The organism is Sphaerisporangium rubeum, assembly GCF_014207705.1.
Taxonomy (GTDB): Bacteria; Actinomycetota; Actinomycetes; order Streptosporangiales; family Streptosporangiaceae; genus Sphaerisporangium; species Sphaerisporangium rubeum.
The window spans coordinates 1,097,272-1,118,396 of the sequence record NZ_JACHIU010000001.1 but is presented as its reverse complement, the minus strand read 5'-3'; the positions used below and the strand labels follow the sequence as shown (position 1 = coordinate 1,118,396).

20 protein-coding genes are annotated in these 21,125 nt (G+C 71.0%); 14 read left to right on the top strand and 6 right to left on the bottom strand.

What is annotated here, in order from left to right:
- Nucleotides 1–20 precede the first annotated feature (20 nt).
- The 11 genes from BJ992_RS04605 to BJ992_RS04555 all read left to right on the top strand — a co-directional run bounded on the left by BJ992_RS04605 (nucleotide 21) and on the right by BJ992_RS04555 (nucleotide 12,221).
- On the top strand, nucleotides 21–1,058 hold the full coding sequence (locus BJ992_RS04605) for a Gfo/Idh/MocA family oxidoreductase (RefSeq protein WP_221474687.1): 1,038 nt from the start codon (nucleotides 21–23) through the stop codon (nucleotides 1,056–1,058).
- The gene (locus BJ992_RS04600; protein ID WP_184978694.1) at nucleotides 1,051–2,022 is read left to right on the top strand and encodes an NAD-dependent epimerase/dehydratase family protein; all 972 of its coding nucleotides are present in this window, start codon (nucleotides 1,051–1,053) and stop codon (nucleotides 2,020–2,022) included. The genes BJ992_RS04605 and BJ992_RS04600 overlap by 8 nt, the downstream gene beginning before the upstream one ends.
- Complete coding sequence (locus BJ992_RS34135; protein WP_184978693.1) at nucleotides 1,992–3,179, top strand: glycosyltransferase; 1,188 nt, start codon at nucleotides 1,992–1,994, stop codon at nucleotides 3,177–3,179. The genes BJ992_RS04600 and BJ992_RS34135 overlap by 31 nt, the downstream gene beginning before the upstream one ends.
- A complete protein-coding gene (locus tag BJ992_RS04590; RefSeq protein ID WP_184978692.1) occupies nucleotides 3,176–4,297 on the top strand; it encodes a DegT/DnrJ/EryC1/StrS family aminotransferase in 1,122 nt (373 codons plus the stop codon). Before BJ992_RS34135 ends, BJ992_RS04590 begins: the two co-directional genes overlap by 4 nt.
- A gap of 1 nt (nucleotide 4,298) precedes the next feature.
- Nucleotides 4,299–5,510, top strand: coding sequence for a glycosyltransferase (locus BJ992_RS04585; RefSeq protein WP_184978691.1), 1,212 nt, complete (start codon nucleotides 4,299–4,301; stop codon nucleotides 5,508–5,510).
- Nucleotides 5,511–5,688: 178 nt separating this feature from the next.
- Complete coding sequence (locus BJ992_RS04580) at nucleotides 5,689–7,167, top strand: oligosaccharide flippase family protein (protein ID WP_184978690.1); 1,479 nt, start codon at nucleotides 5,689–5,691, stop codon at nucleotides 7,165–7,167.
- Nucleotides 7,164–7,841, top strand: coding sequence for an acetyltransferase (locus tag BJ992_RS04575; protein ID WP_184978689.1), 678 nt, complete (start codon nucleotides 7,164–7,166; stop codon nucleotides 7,839–7,841). The genes BJ992_RS04580 and BJ992_RS04575 overlap by 4 nt, the downstream gene beginning before the upstream one ends.
- Nucleotides 7,838–8,935 (top strand): DegT/DnrJ/EryC1/StrS family aminotransferase, encoded by a 1,098-nt coding sequence (locus tag BJ992_RS04570; RefSeq protein WP_184978688.1) that lies wholly within the window; start codon nucleotides 7,838–7,840, stop codon nucleotides 8,933–8,935. The genes BJ992_RS04575 and BJ992_RS04570 overlap by 4 nt, the downstream gene beginning before the upstream one ends.
- A gap of 19 nt (nucleotides 8,936–8,954) precedes the next feature.
- Nucleotides 8,955–9,341 carry a VOC family protein gene (locus tag BJ992_RS04565; protein WP_184978687.1) on the top strand — a complete coding sequence of 129 codons (387 nt, stop codon included), beginning with the start codon at nucleotides 8,955–8,957 and terminating at the stop codon, nucleotides 9,339–9,341.
- Nucleotides 9,342–9,433: 92 nt separating this feature from the next.
- Nucleotides 9,434–11,029, top strand: a complete 1,596-nt coding sequence (locus BJ992_RS04560) for a GmrSD restriction endonuclease domain-containing protein (RefSeq protein ID WP_184978686.1) — start codon at nucleotides 9,434–9,436, stop codon at nucleotides 11,027–11,029.
- Nucleotides 11,022–12,221: a type II toxin-antitoxin system HipA family toxin gene (locus BJ992_RS04555; protein WP_221474686.1), complete on the top strand. Its 1,200-nt coding sequence runs from the start codon at nucleotides 11,022–11,024 to the stop codon at nucleotides 12,219–12,221. Before BJ992_RS04560 ends, BJ992_RS04555 begins: the two co-directional genes overlap by 8 nt.
- A gap of 6 nt (nucleotides 12,222–12,227) precedes the next feature.
- Here BJ992_RS04555 and BJ992_RS34130 read toward each other — a convergent pair whose 3' ends face one another.
- Nucleotides 12,228–13,586 (bottom strand): O-antigen ligase family protein, encoded by a 1,359-nt coding sequence (locus BJ992_RS34130; RefSeq protein WP_184978685.1) that lies wholly within the window; start codon nucleotides 13,584–13,586, stop codon nucleotides 12,228–12,230.
- A complete protein-coding gene (locus tag BJ992_RS04545) occupies nucleotides 13,583–14,698 on the bottom strand; it encodes a hypothetical protein (protein WP_184978684.1) in 1,116 nt (371 codons plus the stop codon). The genes BJ992_RS34130 and BJ992_RS04545 overlap by 4 nt, the downstream gene beginning before the upstream one ends.
- 179 nt (nucleotides 14,699–14,877) lie before the next feature.
- On the opposite strand from BJ992_RS04545, the gene BJ992_RS04540 reads away from it, so the two are divergent.
- Both BJ992_RS04540 and BJ992_RS04535 read left to right on the top strand, forming a co-directional pair.
- Complete coding sequence (locus BJ992_RS04540; protein WP_184978683.1) at nucleotides 14,878–15,561, top strand: hypothetical protein; 684 nt, start codon at nucleotides 14,878–14,880, stop codon at nucleotides 15,559–15,561.
- 69 nt (nucleotides 15,562–15,630) lie between these two features.
- Entirely contained in the window at nucleotides 15,631–16,587 is a 957-nt protein-coding gene (locus BJ992_RS04535; RefSeq protein ID WP_184978682.1) for a right-handed parallel beta-helix repeat-containing protein, read from the top strand.
- Nucleotides 16,588–16,601: 14 nt separating this feature from the next.
- Here the strand turns inward: BJ992_RS04535 and BJ992_RS04530 are convergent, their stop codons facing one another.
- Nucleotides 16,602–17,621, bottom strand: coding sequence for a TolB-like translocation protein (locus BJ992_RS04530; RefSeq protein ID WP_184978681.1), 1,020 nt, complete (start codon nucleotides 17,619–17,621; stop codon nucleotides 16,602–16,604).
- Nucleotides 17,618–18,214, bottom strand: coding sequence for an acyltransferase (locus BJ992_RS04525; RefSeq protein WP_184978680.1), 597 nt, complete (start codon nucleotides 18,212–18,214; stop codon nucleotides 17,618–17,620). The genes BJ992_RS04530 and BJ992_RS04525 overlap by 4 nt, the downstream gene beginning before the upstream one ends.
- 35 nt (nucleotides 18,215–18,249) lie before the next feature.
- On the opposite strand from BJ992_RS04525, the gene BJ992_RS04520 reads away from it, so the two are divergent.
- The gene (locus tag BJ992_RS04520; protein ID WP_184978679.1) at nucleotides 18,250–19,098 is read left to right on the top strand and encodes a glycosyltransferase; all 849 of its coding nucleotides are present in this window, start codon (nucleotides 18,250–18,252) and stop codon (nucleotides 19,096–19,098) included.
- 91 nt (nucleotides 19,099–19,189) lie between these two features.
- Here BJ992_RS04520 and BJ992_RS04515 read toward each other — a convergent pair whose 3' ends face one another.
- Together BJ992_RS04515 and BJ992_RS04510 are read right to left on the bottom strand one after the other, a co-directional pair.
- Nucleotides 19,190–19,939 (bottom strand): WecB/TagA/CpsF family glycosyltransferase, encoded by a 750-nt coding sequence (locus BJ992_RS04515; RefSeq protein ID WP_221474685.1) that lies wholly within the window; start codon nucleotides 19,937–19,939, stop codon nucleotides 19,190–19,192.
- Nucleotides 19,936–21,105, bottom strand: a complete 1,170-nt coding sequence (locus BJ992_RS04510; protein ID WP_184978678.1) for a hypothetical protein — start codon at nucleotides 21,103–21,105, stop codon at nucleotides 19,936–19,938. The genes BJ992_RS04515 and BJ992_RS04510 overlap by 4 nt, the downstream gene beginning before the upstream one ends.
- Nucleotides 21,106–21,125: the final 20 nt, after the last annotated feature.

The following is a 21,125-nucleotide window of genomic DNA, read 5'->3' as shown; positions in this document are numbered from 1 at the left end:
CCGAACGAAAGGAGTGCCACGTGACGATCGGCCTTGCCGTGATCGGCGCGGGCTACTGGGGGCCCAACCTGGTGCGGAACGCCATGGCCACCCCCGAGCTGCGGCTGGAGTGGCTGTGCGACCTCGACGAGGGACGGGCCCGTACGGTGCTCGGACGGTACACGACGGTGAGGCCGACCGCCTCGTACGAGCAGGTGCTCCAGGACCCGGCGGTGGACGCGGTCGCCATCGCCACCCCGGCGCGGACCCATTTCGACCTGGTCCGCGCCGCTCTGGACGCCGGCAAGCACGTCCTGGTGGAGAAGCCGCTGACCCCGACCCACGCGGAAGGGGTCAAGCTGGTCGCGCTCGCCGAGGAGCGCGGCCGGGTCCTCATGCTGGACCACACCTTCTGCTACACCCCGGTGGTCCGCAGGATCCGCGACCTGATCTCCACCGGGGAACTCGGCGACGTGCAGTTCGTCGACTCGGTGCGCATCAACCTCGGGCTGGTGCAGCCGGACGTGGACGTGCTGTGGGACCTCGCGCCGCACGACCTGTCGATCCTCGACTTCGTGCTCCCCGGGGGCCTGGACCCGGTGGCGGTGGCGGCGCACGCCGCCGACCCGATCGGCGCGGGACGGCCGTGCCTGGCGTACCTCACGCTGTGGCTGCGCTCCGGCGTGCTCGCGCACGTGCACGTCAACTGGCTCAGCCCCACCAAGATCCGCACGACCGTGATCGGCGGTTCCCGCCGCACGATCGTGTGGGACGACGTGAACCCCGCGCAGCGTCTCGCCGTGTACGACCGCGGCGTCGACCTGGCGTCCGCGGGGGCCGACGAGCGCCGCGCGGCGCTCATCTCCTACCGGACCGGTGACGTCGTCGTCCCGGCCCTGCCGGAGCGTGAGGCGCTGCGCGGCGTGATGGGCGAGTTCGCCGCGGCCATCACCGAGGGCCGCGCGCCGCTGACCGACGGAAGATCAGGACTGCGGGTGCTCGCTCTGCTGGAAGCGGCGGGGCGGAGCATCCACAATGACGGCAGAAGAATCGACCTGGGGGACATTTTCGATGTTTGACAACAGCCGCTGCCTGGTGACCGGCGGCGCGGGCACCATCGGCTCGACGATCGTCGACCAGTTGCTCGCCGCCGGCGCGGGTGAGGTCGTCGTCCTGGACAACTTCGTCCGGGGCCGGCGGGCCAACCTCGCCGCCGCCGAGGCCTCGGGTGGACGGCTCCGGGTCGTGGAGGGCGACATCCGCGACACCTCGCTGGTCAGGTCGGTCACCCGGGGCATGGACATCGTGTTCCACCAGGCCGCCATCCGGATCACCCAGTGCGCCGAGGAGCCGCGGCTGGCGCTCCAGGTGCTGGTGGACGGCACCTACGAGGTCGTCGAGGCCGCCGCCGAGGCGGGGGTCCGCAAGGTCGTCGCGGCGTCGTCGGCGTCGGTGTACGGCCTGGCCGAGACGTTCCCCACCCGCGAGGACCACCACCCGTACGACAACGACACGCTGTACGGCGCCGCCAAGACGTTCAACGAGGGGCTGCTGCGCAGCTTCCACGCCATGCGGGGACTCGACTACGTGGCGCTGCGGTACTTCAACGTGTACGGGCCGCGCATGGACATCCACGGGCTGTACACCGAGGTGCTGATCCGGTGGATGGAGCGCATCGAGTCCGGCACGCCGCCGCTGATCCTCGGCGACGGGCTGCAGACCATGGACTTCGTGTACACCGAGGACATCGCGCGCGCCAACCTGCTCGCGGCCGCCTCCGGGGTCACCGACCGGGTGTTCAACATCGCGAGCTCCACCGAGACGAGCCTGCGTGAGCTGGCCGAGACGCTGATGCGCGTCATGGGCCGTGAGGACCTCGGGCTCGAGTTCGGGCCGGCCCGCGCCGTCAACGGCGTCACGCGGCGGCTCGCCGACGTGTCCGCGGCGGCCGAAGGGCTCGGCTGGAAGGCCGAGATCGGACTGGAGGAGGGCCTGCGCCGGCTGGTGGACTGGTGGCGGTCCGAGCGCGCGGCCGGCCAGTGAGCGGGTTGCTGGTCTACGCCGGCGGCACACGCTACGACGGGGTCAGCGGCACCGACCGCCACATGGCGGACCGGCTCGCCGGGTTCACCGACGTGCTGTACGTCGACCCGCCGCGTCCGGTCACCTCGGGGCTGCGTGACCCGGAGACCGGCGAGGCGGGTCACGTGCTGCGTGCGGTCCGGCCGGGCCTGTGGCGGCTCAGCCCCGCCGCGCCGCCGGCCGCGTACCGTCCCGGCGTGGACCGGCTCACCGCGGCGCTGAGCCGGCGCGCCGTGCGCGGCGCCGCACGGCGGCTCGGCCGTGCCGTCACGGCGGTCGTGGTCGCCGGGTCCATGGACCTGATCGGCGTGGCACGCGGCGCGCGCACCGTGCGGTACGTCACCGACGACCTGGTGGCCGGGGCCTCGCTGATCCGCATGCCGGCGGCCAGGCTCGCCGCCGTCGAGCGGCGCATGACGGCCCGCGCCGGCGCCGTCGCCGTGGTCTCACCCGACCTCGCCGACCGGGTGAGCCGGCTCGGCAGGACCGCGACGCTCGTGCCGAACGGGTGCGACGTGTCGGCGTACGCCGGCATCGAGGACGCTCCCCTGCCGGACGATCTGCCGGCGGAACTCGCCGATCAGCCGGTCGCCGGGTTCGTGGGGCACGTCAACGCGCGCATCGACATCGCGCTGCTCGAAGCCGTCGCCGACAACGACACCCCGCTGGTGCTGGTCGGGCCGGTGTCCGCCGGGTACGAGCCGTCGCGGTGGCCGCGGCTGGTGGAACGTCCCAACGTGCACTGGGTGGGACGCAAGGCGTACGAGGAGCTGCCGTCGTACCTACGGGTCATGGACGTCGGGCTGACGCCGTACACCGCGACCGCGTTCAACCGGGCCAGCTTCCCGCTGAAGACCCTGGAGTACCTCGCGGCCGGACGCGGAGTGGTCTCCACCGACCTTCCCGCCACCGCGTGGCTCGCCGCCGGGCCGCTGATCCCGGTCGCGCGGAGCCCCAAGGAGTTCGCCGCGGCCGTCGCGGCGGAGCTGAGCGTGCCGCGGACCCCCGCGCTGGTCCGGAGGCGGCGGGAGTTCGCGGCGCGGCACGACTGGCACCAACGGGTGCGCCTGCTGGCGGACCTGCTCGGCATGGAGATCAGGGAGGTGGCCGGGCGATGATCCCGGTGATGCGGCCGTGGTTCGGCCCGCAGGAGCAGGCGGCGGCAGGCGAGGTCATCGCGTCCGGCTGGGTCGCGCAGGGGCCGAAGGTCGCCGAGTTCGAGCGCGCGTTCGCCGAGCACGTGGGGGCGGCGCACGGTGTGGCGGCGTCCTCGTGCACCACGGCGCTGCACCTGGCGCTCGTGCTCGGCGGCCTCGGGCCCGGTGACGAGGTGATCGTGCCGTCGTTGTCGTTCATCGCGACCGCCAACGTCGTGCGGTACGTCGGCGCGACCCCGGTGTTCGCCGACATCGACCCCGCGACCGGCAACCTCACCGCCAAGACCGTCGAGGCCGCGCGGTCGCCGCGCACCCGGGCCGTGATCGTCGTCCACCAGGGTGGCGTGCCGGCCGACGTGGACGAGATCCGCGCCGCGCACGGCGAGCTGCTGCTCGTCGAGGACGCCGCGTGCGCCGCCGGGTCCACCTACAAGGGACGGCCCGTCGGTGCGGACGCGCCGATGGCGGCGTGGTCGTTCCACCCGCGCAAGCTGCTCACCACCGGCGAAGGCGGCATGCTGACCACCGGGAACGCCGAGTGGGCCGCGCGTGCGCGGCGGCTGCGTGAGCACGCCATGAGCGTCAGCGCCGCCGACCGGCACTCCAGCGGGTCCAGCGCGCCTGAGGAGTACACCGAGGTCGGGTTCAACTACCGGATGACCGACATGCAGGCCGCGGTGGGACTGGTGCAGCTCGGCAAGCTGCCTGCCATGGTGGAGCGGCGGCGGGCCCTCGCGGCGCGCTACCAGGAGATGCTGGCCGGCGTCCCCGGCCTGGTCACGGTGCGCGACCCCGGGTACGGCGAGGGCAACTACCAGTCGTTCTGGGTGGCGCTTCCCGAGGACTTCCCCATGAGCCGTGGGGACCTGCTGACGTTCCTCGCCGGACGCGGGGTGTCGGCGCGGCGGGGGATCATGGCGGCGCACCTGGAACCCGCGTACGCCTCCGATGGGCCGTACGATCTGCCGGCCACCGAGTGGCTGACCGCCAACTCGCTGATCCTGCCGCTGTTCCACCAGATGACCGAGGAAGAGCAGGACACCGTCGTCGCCGCGCTGCACGCCGCCGCGGGGCTGTGACGTGCGCATTCTCGTCTACCCCCACGCGATGGAGGTCGGCGGCAGCCAGCTCAACGCCGTCGAGCTGGCCGCCACCGTCCAGCGGCTCGGCCACGAGGTCGCGGTGATCGGCGAACCCGGCCCGATGGTCGCGCACGTCACCGCCGCCGGCCTCGAACACCTGCCGCTCGACCCCGGCCGCCGCCGTCCGTCCGCCGCGACCGTCCGCCTGCTGCGCGACCTCGCGGCGCGACGGCGCCTCGACGTGATCCACGGCTACGAGTGGCCCCCCGGTGTCGAAGCCTTCTACGCGGCCCTCACCGGCCCCGCCGCGGCCGTCTGCACCGTCATGTCGATGGACGTGGCGCCGTTCCTCCCCGGCTCGCTCCCCCTGGTGGTCGGCACGCGCGAGATCCAGGAACGCGCCACCCCCGGCCGCCGCCACGTCCACCTCATCGAACCCCCCGTGGACGTCACCGCCAACGCGCCGGGCCACCCCGTCGGCGCGTTCCGCGAGGAGTTCGACCTGGAGGAGGGCCCCTTCGACCTGGTGATCGTCGGCCGCCTCGTCCAGGAGCTCAAACTCGAAGGCATCCTCACCGCGATCGACGTGACCGGCCGCCTCGCCACCGAGCTGAACCTCCGCCTGATCATCGTCGGCGACGGCCCCGCACGTCTAGAGGTCGAGACCCGCGCCGCCGCCGCCAACGCCGCCGCCGGCCGCCGCGCCGTCGTCCTCACCGGCCAGCTCCTCGACCCGAGACCCGCCTACGCCGCCGCCACCGCCTGCCTCGCCATGGGTGGCTCCGCGCTCCGCTCCCTGGCCTTCGCCAAACCGCTGATCGTCCAAGGCGAGCGAGGCTACTTCGAACTCCTCACCCCCGACTCGGAGAAGACCTTCCTCTCCCAAGGCTGGTACGGCCTGGGCTCCGGCCCCGAGGAAGGCTCCGCACGCCTGGAGTCCGCACTCCGCACGCTCATCGCCGACCCGGGCCTCCGCCACCGCCTCGGCGACTACGGCCGCGGCCTGGTGACCGACCGCTTCAGCCTCGACCGAGCCGCCAGAACCCAACTCGACATCTACCAAGAAGCCATGACCACCCGCCCCACCCCGGCAGACGCACTGACCACCGCCACCGGCGTCCTGTCCCACAAATTCCGCCGCAAATACCACCGCCTCCGCGGCACCGCCTCCCGCGACGACTTCAACACCGTAGCGAGGACCCCCAAATGACCCCGCTACTCCACACCAGCCCGCCCCCATTCGTCCCGCCGCCCCACGCGAGCCCGCCCCCGTTCGTCCCGCCGTTCCGTGCCTCCCTCCCCCGGCGCCGCGACGGCGGGAACCACGTGCGGCGAAATCGGCGCCGCGTTACGGCGGAGAGCCGTCACTCCCCCAGCAGGAGGCCGGCGTGACCGACACCGGGTCGTTGCGCAGGCGTGCCGGTAAGGCGCTGGGGTGGAGTTTTCTCAGCACGCTGGCTTCGCGGCTCGGGACGCTCGCGATCGGGATCACGCTCGCGCGGGTGCTGGGGCCGACCGAGTTCGGGACGTTCGCGGTGGCGCTGGTGGCGTTGCTGGCGATGTTGAGCATCAACGAGCTCGGGGTGAGCCTGGCGATCGTGCGGTGGCCGGACGATCCGCGGTCGATCGTGCCGACGGTGGCCACGCTGTCGGCGGGGTTCAGCGTTTTCCTGTGTGGCGTGTTCGTGCTGGCCGCGCCGGCGTTCGCCGAGGCCATGGGGAATCCCGAGGCCACGGGGCCGGTCCGGTTGCTGGCGGTCAGCGTGGTCACCAACGGGCTGGTGTCCACCTCGGCGGCGCTCATGCAGCGGCATTTCATGCAGGGCCGCAAGATGATCGCCGACCAGGTGGACAGCTGGCTCGGCGCGATCGTGTCGCTGGTGCTGGCGCTGCTCGGCTGGGGGGCCATGAGCCTCGCCGCGGGCCGGGTCTGCGGGTCTCTGGCCGGTGGCGCGCTCATCGTGTACTTCTCGCCGGAGAAGCTGCGGTTCGGGTTCGACAGGAGCGTGGCCAGGCGGCTCATCCGGTTCGGGGTGCCGCTGGCGGGGTCCTCGCTGCTGGTGTTCGGAGTCGGGTACGCCGACCAGATCGTGGTCGGTCACGTGCTCGGGCCGACGGCGCTCGGTTTCTACGTACTCGCGGTCAACCTCTCCGGCTGGCCGGTCGCGGTCTTCTCCCAGCCGGTACGCGCCGTCGCGCCGGCCGCGTTCGCGAGGCTCCAGCACGACCGGCCGAGGCTGAGCCGCGCGTACATCGCGGTCGCCGGCCTCCTCGTCGGGGTGACCCTGCCGGTGTGCCTGCTGCTCAGCGGAGCCGCGCCACCGATCATCCGGTTCGTGTACGGCGACCAGTGGGCCCCGGCCGCCGTGGCCCTCGCCGGGCTGGCCGCGCTCGCCGGTCTGCGGATCTTCTTCGAGCTGGTCTACGACTACCTCGTGGTCCTGGAACGCTCGCGTGCCGTACTCGCCGTCCAGGCGATCTGGCTCGTCGTGCTGATCCCCGCCATGTGGATCGGCGTCCAGGTAGACGGCCTGCGCGGCGCCGCCGTCGCGCTCGTCGCCGTGGCCGCGGTTGTGATCCTGCCGGTCTACCTGTGGCAACTGGCCCGCGCCGGCATCCACCTGCGCACCCTGGCCCTGCGCCTGTGGCCCGCGGTCCTCGCCGGCCTCGCCACCGGCGCCTTCGCGTACTTCGCGACCCGCCTCATCGGCCCCGACATCGCCGTCATCGCCGCCGCCGGCACGTTCACGTTGCTGGTCGTCGGCCTGTACGGCTACCGCAGCCGCGGCGTCCTGCGCGAAATGCGAAACACCGAGCCCCAGGCCCCCGCCATGGCCCCGGCCGCCGCCGAGGAGCACACCCCATGACCCGCACTCCGCTGCTCATCGTCGGCGCCGGCGGCTTCGCGCGGGAGACCGCGCAACTCGTCCACGACATCAACGACGTGTCCCCCACCTGGGACCTGCTCGGGCACCTCGACGACGACCCCGCCAAACACGGCACCACGATCGACGGGGTGCCGGTGCTCGCCGGCACCGGCGCTCTCGACGGCTTCCCCGGCGCACAGCTCGTCGTCTGCACCGGCAGCCCCCGCGACTACGCCAGCCGTCCCCGTATCGTCACCCGCCTGGCCCAGCCCCCCGAGCGCTACGCCGCCCTCGTCCACCCGAGCGCCTCCGTCTCCCGCACCTCGTCCATCGGCCCCGGCTCGGTCGTGCTGGCGCAGACCGTGCTGACCGCCGCCGTCACCGTCGGCGCGCACGTCTGCGTGATGCCGCACGTCACGCTGACCCACGACGTCGAGGTGTCCGACTTCGCCACCCTCGCCGCGGGGGTGCGCCTCGCCGGCGGCGTCCGCGTCGAACCCGGCGCCTACATCGGCTCGGGGGCCCTGGTGCGCGAGTCCCGCGTCATCGGCTCCTACTCCCTGGTCGGCATGGGATCGGTCGTGACCCGCGACGTCCCCTCCGAGCAGGTATGGGCCGGAGTGCCGGCCCGTTACGTCCGTCCAGCCACCGTCGACCACGGAGCACTGTCATGATCCCATTCGTCGATCTGCGCGCCGCCCACGCCGAAGTGGCCGACGAGGTGGCCGAGGGCTTCGCGCGTGTCCTGCGGGACACCGCGTTCGTCCAGGGCCCGGACGTCGCGGCCTTCGAGCAGGAGTTCGCCGCGTTCTCCGCCGTCCCCCACTGCGTCGGCGTCGGCAACGGCACCGACGCCATCGAACTGGCCCTGCGCGCCTTGGACCTCCCTCCCGGCGCCGGCGCCGTGCTCCCCGCCAACACGTTCGTCGCCACCGCCGAGGCCGTGGTCCGCGCGGGCCTGCGTCCCGTGCTCGCCGACTGCGACGACGACCATCTCCTGCTCGACCCGGCCGCCGCCGCGACCGCCGCCGACGCCGGAACCGCGGCCGTGCTCCCCGTCCACCTCTACGGCCAGCAGGCCCCCATGGGCCCCGTCCACACCCTCGCCACCCGCCGCGGCCTCGCCGTCGTCGAGGACGCGGCCCAGTCCCAGGGCTCGTCCCAGGACGGCCGCCCCCCGGTGTCCCTGGCCGCCACCAGCTTCTACCCCGGCAAGAACCTCGGCGCCTACGGCGAAGCAGGCGCCGTCCTCGCCTCGTCCCCCGCCGTGGCCCGCGCCGTGCGCCTCCTCACCAGCCACGGCAGCGAGGAGAAGTACGTCCACGAGACCCTCGGCTTCAACTCGCGCCTCGACACCCTCCAGGCCGTCGTCCTCCGCGCCAAACTGAAGCGCCTCGCCACCTGGAACGAGTCCCGCCGCACCGCCGCCACCCGCTACGCCGACCTCCTGTCCGGCATCCAAGGCGTCCGCCTCCCCCAGCCCGCCCCCGGCAACCTCCACGTCTGGCACCTGTACGTCATCCGCGTCCCCCAACGCGACCGCGTGGCCCAGTCCCTCCGCGAAGCCGGCATAGGCGTCCAGATCCACTACCCCGTCCCCATCCACCTCCAGCCCGCCTTCAGATCCCTCGGCCACGCCGCAGGCGACTTCCCCGTAACGGAAACCGCCGCCGCCGAGATCCTCTCCCTCCCCATGCACCCCCACCTCACCGCGTCCCAACAGGAACAGGTCGCAGAAGCCCTCGACAAGGCCATGAGGCAGCTCTGAGTCCGGCACGATAGACCTCATGGCATGGATCAAGGACGTCGTGGTTGACTGCCGCCATCCCGCGTCGGCCGCACGCTTCTGGGCCGCCGTCCTGGACGGCTACGCCGTCGCCCCCTATGACGAGGCCGAGCTCGAACGCCTGCGCTCGGAGGGGATCCTCTCCCCCGAGGACGACCCGACCGTGAAGGTCGAGGCCGCCCCCGGCGTCTGGCCGCGGTTCTTCTTCGTGCTCGTCCCCGAGCCGAAGACCGCCAAGAACCGCTTCCACCTCGACCTGGTGAGCGAGGACCTGAACACCGAGGTCGAACGACTGACCGGTCTCGGGGCCAAGGTGCTGGACACCTACGACGACCACGTGGTCCTGGCCGACCCCGAGGGAAACGAGTTCTGCCTCTTCCCGTCCTGACCGGCGTGGCGCTGCCGACGTGCGTCGTGACCATGCCGGATGGACGAGCACTCTCCGGCTACCGGAATAGAGTTGGGCCGAAGGGAGGCGACATGGCTGCGGTGAACCGGCCGGAGGTCGAGAGTGTCGCACTGACCGACCTGGTCGGCCTCGCGGTCAGCGGCCGGATCCGTTTGCCCTCGTTCGAACGCTTTTATCCGTGGCCGGAGGGCAACGTCGCTCTGCTGTTCGACAGCATGTTCCGCGGCTATCCGATCGGGAACCTTCTGGTATGGCGGCGACCCGCCCCTGCCGAGACCTTTTATATCGGCCCTCTGCGGGTCCACGCTCAGGCGGTCGGGGACGCTTTCTGGGTTGTGGAGGGCCGGCAGAGAATCATCAGTCTGGTCGGTGCGCTGACCGCAGGCGAGGAAACCGTCGACCCTCGTTTTCGCATCTATTTCGATCTTGACCGGGTGGAATTCGTTTCCGTGCCCCGGCAGCAGCCTGACGACGATCTACTGCCGATGTCCCTGGTCCTGGACGACGAAAGGACGAATGCCTGGTTCCGCGCGCGGCGCCACCTGAGCGATGAGAAGGTCTCGCTGGCCGACGAGGTCGTGGCCGCCGTCCGGGGCTACAAGGTTCCGACGTACATCTTCTCAGGCGAGGACGATCGCGCCTTGCGCGACATCCTCGACCGTATGTACACCTTCGAGAGCGAGTTGGACCTCGGGAGAGTGTTCGAAGCTCTAGAGCCGATCAGCGACCAGAAGCCGACCGACCTGCGTTCGCTGCGCGAAAGCGTTCGGACATTCGGTTTCGGGGAGTTTCCCGAGGAAATCCTCGCGCGAAGCCTCATGGCCATACGTGGCGGGAGAGTCGATCGAAGGCTCCATGATGAGTTCCACGACGACGCCGACAGGCAAGACGCGTTCGCTCGGACCGGGAAAGCTCTGGGCCATACCGTCGACTACCTTCGTGATGTCGCGGGAATTCCGCATTTCCGACTTGTGCCGAACCCCCTGATCATACCGGTGCTGGCGAATTTCGTCACGGCTTTCGGCCCGCCTGAAGGCAGGGCCGCGGAGATCCTGCGTCGTTGGATTTGGCGCGGAGCAGTGCTGGGGGTGGCCCCCGATGGAGATACGGCGAGGTTGCGGCAGTGCGTGGCAGCCGTACACACCGATCCACTCGACAGCGCCGAGCGGCTACTCAAGCTTCTGCCGGCGGGCGGACCTTGGCGGCCGGACATCTCGCAGACCCGCCTCGACCGAGCGCAGGGAAAAGTCAACATCCTCGGCTTGCTGTCGCAGGTGCCGAGGAGCCTTGATCCCCGTGGTTCCGGTGAGCCGATCGACACCGCGCGACTTCTTGAGACAGGCGACGTGCTTGTTCCGATTCTTGATGACGTGAGCACATTGGGAGCCGGAATCGCGAACCGCCTGGTCCAGTCGACCGGCAAGTCTGACAGCGTGGCGGAGTCCCTGCTGCGGCGGGACCTCGATGCACGAGTACTGGCGAGTCACTGTCTGGACGACGAGGCGATCGCACTGCTTCGTGCGGGCCAGAGCATCGCCTTTTTGGAAAGGCGCGCAATAAAGGTCGAAATGACCATCTTCCACCATGTACAAAGCCGGGCTCTCTTCGGTTTCCCGGATGGGCCGGATGTGACGGCCCTGTTCGACGAGGACGACGAACTTGACTGAGACCGCGACGGCAGGAGTGCTCCTTGGAGATCGCCGGGTCGGCACCTTGAGCTATCGCGGCGGGAACACATGGTTCGACTACGAGGACAGAGAGCCCGTTCATCCGGTCCTGGGGCAGGCGTTCGAGGCCGATCCCGGCAGACGCCGGACGGCGAGCGGTTCGGTACCCGAGTGGTTCGCCAATCTGCTTCCTGAGCACGGAAGCGGGCTGCGCGATCTGATCGGACGGGAACTCGGCAGGTCCAGCCCGCACGATTTCCAGGTGCTCATGTTCCTGGGAGAGGACCTTCCGGGAAACGTCCGGGTGGTTCCTGAATCCGATGTGCTGGGGATTCCGGATTCAGGTGCGAGATCCAGGGACGAAGCGGGCCAGGTCAGGTTCTCCCTGGCAGGCGTACAGGCCAAGTTCTCCATGCGCTGGGAGGGAAAGGGCCTTGTGCTTCCCATGTCGGGCCAGGGTGGCGACTGGATCGTCAAGCTGCCGGACCGGCGGTTCCCTGAGGTTCCGGCGAACGAGTACTCCATGCTGAGCTGGGCCAAGCTCGCCGGCATCGATGTGCCGGACATCCGCCTCATCACAGGAGCCGATCTCATCGGTCTTCCCGACGGGTTGATTCACCCGGAGGAGAGCGCGTTCGCGGTGCGCCGGTTCGACAGGAGCGACGGCGGCCGTGTCCACCAAGAGGACTTCGCGCAGATCAGGGAAGTCGCCGTCGAGTCCAAGTACGACAGGGCAACCTATGCCGGACTGGCGAGAGTCATCAACGCCGTCTGTCCACAGGATGTGGAGGAGTACATCCGGCGACTGGCCACGATCGTGGTCATCGGCAACCTCGACGCGCACCTCAAGAATTGGACTCTGCGCTACCCTGACGGAGTCGGTCCCCGGCTCTCCCCCGCCTACGACTTCGTCTGCGTCACCTCTTACGACGAGTTCCGTGCCGAGGAGTTGGCGTTCTCGGTGAACGGCGGCAAGGTGGCGAGGCTCATCACTCTGGACAACTTCCGCAGTCTCGCGCGACATGCTCGTCTCGATCCGGTCTTCGTCTCAGGCGTGGTCCAGGAGACCGTGACGGCGCTGGTGGACAGTTGGCCGCAGGTCCGTGCCGATCCGGCGATCCCGTCGTTCGTCGCCACGCACATCGAGCGAAGACTCCGGTCATTGCCTCTGATAAAAGAGGCCACGCGGTGACGGAGGTCAGGCGGCAGGCGGTTGCGCCGCGGTGGGGCCGGTGGTCTGGAGGCGGTACAAGGCGCCGGTGAGGCCCAGGAGGAGGAACATGACGTTGGCGATCATGGGGAAGCTGAAGGCGTCGAAGGTGCCGAAGCCGAAGATGGCGACGGCGCTGCTGGCGGCCAGGCATTGGGCCAGGTGGCGGGTTTCCTCGTTGGTGGCGGCTTTTCTGGCTCGGCGGGCCAGGACCCAGCCTGCAAGGAGGAAGGTCAGGAGGGCTGTCAGGCCTACCAGGCCGGTTTCGAGTGAGGACATGAGGTACTGATTGTCGATCACTCGGTAGATGCGGGGGAGGTAGGTCGCGAAACCCTGGCCGAAGAGGGGACGTTGGGTCACGGCCGCCACCACGGCGTCGTAGTCGCCGGTTCTTGTTGTGGAGTTCTCGTCGGCGCCGATGACGGAGATCAGGTTGAGTACGGTGCCGATGAGGCCGGGGATCATGATGCGCATCACGATGGAGGCGGCACCGAAGATCAGGATGGCGCGCAGGCGCCATTCCGGCTTCCAGGTGGGGAGCAGGACGATCATGGCGACGAACAGGCCGAGGATGGCGCTGCGGGAGACGCTCATGGGGAGCGCGGTGGCGATCAGCGCGACCATCAGCCAGCGTTTCTTGCGGGCCTGCTGGTCGCGGCAGTAGATGGCGCCGTGGAGGGCCAGGGGGAGGATGGCGGCGAGGACGACGCCTAGTTCGATGGGGTGGGTGGCGGTGCCTGAGGGGCGGAAGAAGCCCTCTCGTTCGAACAGGACGCCGGCGCCGTTCTCGACGAGGCCGGGGAGGGCCATGTACTGGGTGATCTCGATGCCGGTGAAGAACTGGATCATCGCTACGGCGGCCGGGACCGATCCACCGAGGACGATGCGCCGGCGGAGGGTCTCCAGGCGGTCCATGTCGGGGATGCCGTCGGCGGTGACCAGCGCGATGCCGGCCCAGCCGGCGACGAGGACGAGGCCGAGGTCGGCGGCGTTGAGTTCTTCGGACGACAGGGGACGGGTCATCGCGGCGACGTAGCTGGCGAGGACGGCGAGCGCGAAGAACACGATGACGGCGCGGACCGGCTGGCGGCCGTGCAGGGGGGTCCAGCGTGGCGACAGCGTGGACAGCAGGTACCAGACCAGGAGCATCACCGCGACCATGGACGCGGGGGAACCGGCGCCGCCGAGGGGGCCGATGACGTACCTGGCCGGCATGACGAACAGGATGACCAAGAAGAACGAGATGATCGTCACGGGGTCGACGCGCTTCTTCGGCAGCAGCGTGCGACGCTTGAGCGGCCGGTGAGGGGGTGCGTGGACCCTCGCGGCCTCTGACGTGCTCGTCACCGACCTGGGGTGGTGGGGTCGAACACGGCGTAGGAGTCGTCGCCGGGGTGCGGCGCCTTGCCGTTCTGGCCGGGGACGGGACCGGGGCCGGAGGGCTTGGCACGCCGTCCCTTGCCGCGGGTGTCGCCTGAGCGGCCCGTGGCGGCCGGGGGTGCGCCGCGCGGCCGGTCCTTGTCGTCGGTCCAGACGTAGAGGTCCTCTGTGGCCTTCACGACCGGCGTCTGGGTGAACTCGTCGTCGGCCTGCGGCCGGTCCCAGGGGTCCCTCGGCTCGGCGGACGAGCCGTAGCGGCCGGGAGGGGCCGGTGGCGGCGAACCGATGCGCCGGTCGTACACCACCGGCTCAGGCGGGTCGATGGAGCGCTGCACCCGCGCGGGGGGACGGCTGCGCGGCACCGTGGGGCCGGTCGGACGCGGACCACCCTGGGAGGTGCGCGCGGAGCGCGGGGGGTGGGGAGCGGCGGGTGGCGGCCCGAGATGGGACATCTGCGGTTCCGGCTGGCTCTGGCGCCGTCGCTTCTGCGCCTGGGACTCCAGGAACAACGGGACGCCGAGGGTGAGCAGGCAACCGCCGGCGAAGATGATCAACAGCATTCTGATCTTCTTCTCGGGGGTGAGCTCGGCCTTGTCGGTGGAGGTCACCAGCTCGGCGCGGATCGTCGCGTCCGGCAGGATGGAGGACTTCTGCTGCATCTCGTTGAGCCGCTGCGCGGACAGCTCGGCCAGCGCCTCCATGGTGGACTGCGCCACCTTGGGGTCCGGCGCGGTGGCCGTGATGTCGAGTAACGGGCCGCGCGAGTCCTGCGCGAGACCGACGGTGAACTCGGCGGTGTTGCCGGCGTCCTTGAGCCGCTGCATGGTGCGTTCGTCGCTCATGCCACGAGCGATCACCTCGGCCGTGATGGTGAGCGACCCGTCGAACGCCAGCCAGGGGTTCCCCCCCACCGGCTGCGCGCCCTTGCGGGACGACAGGAAGACGACCGTGGCCTTCGACTCGTACTGCCAGGGAATCGCCATGAACGCGGCGGACGTGGCCGCGATCGTGGCGACGAGCAGCGCCACGGTCACCGGCCAGCGCCGCAACAGCGCTCGCAGCGAATCAAGCAGGTCCATTGTTCCCCTTCACCCCCGCGCCGGCCGGCCACGTGACCTTGTGTCCCACCCCACCGGGCCGTACGGGGTAGGACGCGGGACAAGCCTGGCGCGTTGTCATCGCCATCAAGTGTTTCCTCTGTCTGGTTCGTTTACCAGGCCTGTCCCAAAACTCCCGCCGCCTGTGCCACCATGAGTCGGTGCGAAGGCGAGTGGTTGCGCGGTGCTGCTGCCTGGCGCTGATCTTCCTGGTCGCCGCCGGTGCGGTGTATTGGGTCCGGTATCGGTCACCTCTTTACCAGACTTCGGTCACGGTCGCGTTCGTCACCAAGACCAGCAGGTTCCAGGGCGAGGTGTACGGCCACTTCACCGACAACCACATCTACATGGCGCTCGCCACGGAGCGCTTCTTCGACAACCCCGGCACCGCGCGGCGGTTGCAGGCGCTCGGCGGCACCGCCAGGTTCGACTACAAGGTGGCGCACTGGGGCAACGAGGAGCTTCCGGTGTACGGCCAGCCGTACGCCTCGCTCCAGGCGCTGTCGGACGACGCGCAGGAGTCCAAGCGCACCCTCGACCTCGCGTTGCGGCTGCTCACGCAGAAGCTCAACAGTCTCCAGACCTCCGCAGGCGCGGACGGCCGGGTGATGATCAAGTGGGAGGCCATCGGCGACGTCATCGGCCCGCAGCTCCAGGGCCTGCAGCGGGGCCGTTCCCAGGTCGGGATCGCGCTGCTCGCCTTGTTGTCCTCGGCCGCGGTGATCGCCTTCACCCGTGACAGGAGCACGCCGGGCCCCGGTTCCGGGACCATGATCGGCAGTCACGGGCCGGCCCGGCGTCCCCCGCGGCGCGGCGTCCCTCTGGGGGCAGGCGCACATCCGTAGATCTGGATGCTCGCTTTTTGAAAACAGGTGAATTGGAGCGTTCCGACCAACGACCACCGGGAGTACGCAATGCGCTCTTCCCTGCCGGGACGGCTTGCCTTGCTGGCCGCCGGCACGCTGCTTGTGTCCGGCTGCGCAGGCGGGGACCCCGGGGCCCGCGACCCCGTGCCCGGCCGCACACCCGCCGCTCTCGGCAACGTCTTCCCCAGCTCCGCGACGCCGGCCCCCACGGCCGTGCCGACGGCCGCGGAGCAGGCGATCCCCCGCGGCTTCCCGTCCGCCGCGACCACGGGGGTGCGGCCCGGCACCAAGTTGACCAAGGTCGGTGAGGTGACCGTCGAGAAGCCGGGGGCCCTGGTGGAGAACCTGGAGGTGCACGGCAAGCTCAACATCAAGGCGGACAACGTGCGGGTGCGCAACGTGCGGGTGATCGGTGAGGGTGACTGGTCGGTGATCCAGGTGAAGGGGTTCTCCGGCGCGGTCATCGAGGACAGCGAGATCTCCGGCGACGGCGTGGTGAAGGCGCAGTGGGGGGTGCTCAACCAGGGCGGTTTCATCACCGTGCGCCGGGTGAACATCCACACCGTGCCGAACTCGATCGGCACCGACCACGGCCTCATCGAGGACTGCTACATGCACGACTTCAAGGAATGGCCGGGTGACCACGTGACCGGGCCCCAGGCCAACGGTTCGCCGCAGAAAGGGCTGTCCCTGACCATCCGCCACAACACCATTCTGAACCAGTTGTCGCAGACCTCGGCCATCTCGCTGTACCAGGATTTCAGCAGGGCACACGACGTGCTGGTCGAGCGCAACCTGCTCGGCGGCGGCGGTTACGCCGTCTACGGCGGCGAGGGGAAGTTCGGCACCCCCACCGGCATCCGCATCGTGAACAACGTGTTCACCCGCCGCCTGTTCCCCAAAGGCGGCTTCTGGGGGCCGGTGACGTACTTCACCACCGAAGGCAGAGGCAACCTCTTCGAGGGCAACATCTGGGAGGACACCGGCGAGCCGGTGATCCTGTGACGGCGGGACGGGGGTCACGTCGCCGCCGGTGAGTAGGCGTCGCGCAGCAGCAGCGCGGGACGGCCGGAGCCGTCGGCGGGGACGGTCCAGACGTCCGAGCTGTCGCCACGCAGGCGGCTGTACATGACGGTGCGGCCGTCCAGCCAGGCGGCCTGGTCGTCCACGTTGGCGGTCTCGGCGAGCGGCGTCTCACGTCCGGTGCGCAGGTCCAGGGTGTACAGCCGCCAGGGGGCCTCGTCGCCGCCGGTGCGCTTCTTGTACACCAGGCGGTCGCCGCCGGGGGACAGCGAGGGGCATTCGGCGTTCTCGCGCAGCGTCTTCATGCGCCGCTTGGCGAAGTCGCCCTCGACCAGGTAGGTGTGGCCGCCGGTCGCGACGGTGGCGTAGAAGCGGTTGTCGTCGGCGGCGAAGGTCACCCCCCAGTAGTTGACGTCCGGCGCGCGGTGCGCCTTGCCGTCCATCTGGAGCGTGAACTCCTCCAGGCTCTTCACCAGCGTGCCGGTGCGGGTGTCGAGGATCCCCGCGCGGGTCGAGAACCCGGTGGCGAGATAGGAGTCGCCGGTGACGAAGAACGTCCAGGCGGCCATGCGGCCGCTCGCCGACACCCTGGCCCGGCTCGGCACCCCCGCGAGCGGCACGACCCGCTTCTCCCGCAGCCTGTCGTCGAGCACGACGGCCTCGGAGCCGGTCACGAGCCCGGGGGTGACCCGCAGGCACAGGCCCGTGCCGGCGGCGGCGTAGAACCGCTTGCAGTGCAGCCCGGTGCTGCGGGCCGCGCCTTCGCCGCGTCCCGGCACGGCGAGCACGGTGCCGCTGCCGGCGGCGGGCCCGGCCCGTACCAGGAGCAGTGATCCGCGCTCGATGGCCGTCTCCTTGGCCAGAGGTACGGCCTCCGGCGCGCCGGAGGCCGCGGCGGCAGGCGGGGAGGCCTCGCGGGACCGCAGGACGTACCCGGCGGCGACCGCGGCGGCCAGCAGGACCGCGACCGAGAGGATCACGGCCTTGGACCGGCCGGACAGCTCGGTGAGGTTCACAGGGGCCCGCTGAGATGTCCGTCGCTCTCGGCGTACAGCTCGCCGGTGTCGGGACAGCGCCAGCGGCCCGGCGCCTGCTCGTGCAGGGTGACGCCGGCGCGGCCCACCCAGCCGACGCGCCGGGCCGGCACCCCGGCGACCAGCGCGAAGTCCGGGACGTCCCGGGTGACCACGGCCCCGGCGGCGATCAGCGCGTGCCGGCCGACGGTGCGGCCCGCCACGATGACGGCGCGCGCGCCGATCGAGGCTCCTTGACGCACGATGACCCCCTCGGCCGGCCAGTCGCCGTCCCGCTTGAGCGTGCCGTCCACATCGGTCGACCGGGGGTAGACGTCGTTGGTGAGCACGGCGGCCGGTCCGACGAACACCCCGTCCTCCAGCACGGCGGGTTCGTAGACCAGCGCGTAGTTCTGGAGTTTGACCCGGTCCCCGATCCGGACCCCCGGCCCGACGTAGGCGCCGCGGCCGAGTACGCAGTCCTCGCCGAGCACGGCCTTCTCCCGGATCTGGGCCAGGTGCCACACGGTGCTGCCCGCGCCGAGCTGCGCGCTCGGATCCACGTCCGCGGTCGGCGCGATTCGCGGTTCGGTCATCGGAGACTCCCCTTCAGGGTGGATACTTCGGAACTATGCCAAGTGCGAGCGTCGTCATCCCGGCGCACAACGAGGGCCGGGTCATCGGCCGGCTGTTGGAGAGCCTGCTGAGGCAGGCCGAGCCGGGTGAGTTCGACGTGGTGGTGGTGGCCAACGGCTGTGACGACGACACCGCCGAGGTCGCCAGAGACCACGGCGTGCGGGTCGTCGAGACCCCGGTGCCGTCCAAGCGGGAGGCGCTGCGGCTCGGCGACGAGGCCGCCACGAGTTTCCCGCGGGTGTACGTCGACGCCGACGTGCAGGTCGGCACGGCGGACGTGCGGGCCCTGCGTGACGCGCTCACCGCCGGCATGCTGGCCGCCGCGCCTGAGCGCGCGCTCGTGCTGCGTGACCGGCCCTGGCCGGTGCGCGCCTATTACGCGGTGTGGACCCGCCTGCCGGCCGTACGCGAGGGGCTGTTCGGCCGCGGGGTGATCGCGGTGTCGGAGGCCGGCAACCGCCGCATCATGGAGCTGCCGCCGGTGATGGGTGACGACCTGGCCGCGTCGCTGGCGTTCGGCCCCGCCGAACGCCGCGTGGTGGCCACCGCCTCGGCGGTGATCCACCCGCCGCGCACGTTCGCCGACCTGATGCGCCGCCGGGTGCGCGCCGTCACGGTGGTCGCCGAGATGGGTCAGGTCGCAGGCGGCGAGGTCACCACGGCGGCGCAGGAGGCACGCACAGGCCCGCGTGACCTGCTGGCCATCGCGCGGCGCACGCCGTGGCTCGCGCCGCACCTGGCGGTGTTCCTGGCCGTCACGCTCGTCGCTCGCGCGCGTGCGCGCAAGGCGGTGCGCGCCAAGGACTACACGACCTGGCTGCGGGACGAGAGCAGCCGCACCTGACCGGCTCTGGAACGGTCCGGCCAGGACGTGGCGCGTCCCGGTGGCCCCCCGCGTCACCGGCCGTGCGGCGGGGTACATCGGCCGCACCCCGCTACCGGCGTTTCTTCCGGTCGTCGGCGTACTCCTTGGCGACCATCCAGGCGAAGCGTGTGTTGGTGGACAGGTAGCGGGGGCCGAGGCGCACCGGCTCCTGGAGGAAGCGGTAGAGCCACTCCAGGCCGAGCCGCTGCATCGGCACCGGAGCGCGCCGCACCTTCCCCGCGAGCACGTCGAACGAGCCGCCGACCCCGTGGATCACACCGGCCTTGACGTCGTCGGCGTACGTGGCGAGGAAGATCTCCTTCTTGGGGGAGGTCATGCCGAGGAACAGCAGGTCGGGCCGGGCCGCGCCGATCGCCGCCGCCACCCCGGGGGCCTCCTCGTCGGTGAAGTAGCCGTCCCTGGCCCCGGCGATGCGCAGCCCCGGGTACGTCTCGCGTACCTGGGCCACGACCTTCTCCAGCACCTCGGGCCGCGCGCCGAGGAAGTACGCCGAGTGGCCGCGCCGCGCGCCTTCGGCCATCAGGGAGGTGAACAGGTCGATGCCGGCGACCCGCTCGGGAAGCGGCCTGCCGAGCAGTTTGGAGGCCCACACGACGGCCTGTCCGTCGGCCACGACCATGTCGCACGACGTCACCGAGTCGCGCAGCACGGTGTCCTCGGCCATGCGGACCGCCTTGGCGGCGTTGACGACGCCGATGGTGAGGTTCTCGCGACCCTCGACGGCGGTGACGCAGCGCGCGACGGCCTGCTCCATGGTGAGCGGGTCGAAGGCCACCCCGACCAGTTCACGCCTGGTCACCGCGCCTGTCCCTTCAGCTCGAACAGCCACGCGTACAGCAGCCAGCCGAGCTCGTAGGGCCGGCACTCGCGGTCCACGGTCATCGGCGGGTAGATGCGGTCGAGCACGCCGAGCCGCGCACCCTGGTTGATCGCGCTGGCCACGGCACGCGCGCCGCGCACGATCTTCTTGGGGTCGTCCCTCGCAGCCTTGCGCCACGTCAGGTCGAGCTCCTCGATGATGAGCTGGTCGTCGACCTCGGGCCGCGAGGTCATCCAGTGCAGCCCGAGCGCGATCTCCTTGAGGTACGCGGTGCCGCCGGCGTCGGCGAGGTCGAGCAGCGCCATGGGACCCATGGAGAGCTGGTGCACGCTGTACACCGGGTAGCCCTCCACGACGCCGCCGGTGCGCGCGTCGTAGTGCCACCACCACTGGCCCTCCGGCCCCTGAGCGGCGCAGATGCCTTCCGCGACGCGTTCGGCGGCGCCGAGCGCGGTGGTGTCGCCGACGGCGGCGTGCAGGCGCGCGAGGGCCTGCAGGGGGTAGACCTGGTCGGCGAAGCAGCCGACGTGCGCGCGGTACCACGAGGCGGGGCCGATGACGTGCCGGTACAGCCGGTCGTCGCCGAGTCCGCCGAGCAGCCGGTCCCTGGCCTCCGACAGCCGCCGCTCGACGTCCGGGGTGCCGCCGCCGGCGGTGTGCGCGGCGGCGAGCCCGGCGAGGGCCCACGCGGCCTCCACGGTGTACACCGGGTCGCCGGGCCGTACGGCGCGCTCCAGCTCGGCGAGCCGGTCCAGCGCGACCGGCAGGTCGCCGTGGCCGCTCTCGGCGGCGGCCCACGCGATGAGCGCGGCGTCGCCGAGGTTGGTGACCGACGGCAGGCCCTTGACGAGCCGTCCCACGAGATCGTGCACGGTGTCCCCCGCCAGTGCCGCGCGCTGCGCGTCGGCCGGCAGCGGGGCCACCCCGAGCGCCACGATGGCGCTGTACCGCACGCTGCGGCCCTCGGCGACGGCGGTCCAGCCGCCGCCGGGCTCCTGCCTGCCTCTGCGGGTGAACACGAACTCGCCGTTCACGTACCCCGGTGGCAGCCCGCGGATCGCCAGGTCGACCATGCGGTCGGCCAGGTCGGCCGCGGCGGGATCGACCGCGGCGAGCGCTCCGATCCGACCGTCGTGGCGGGTCATCGCCCACTCCCCCAACTTTG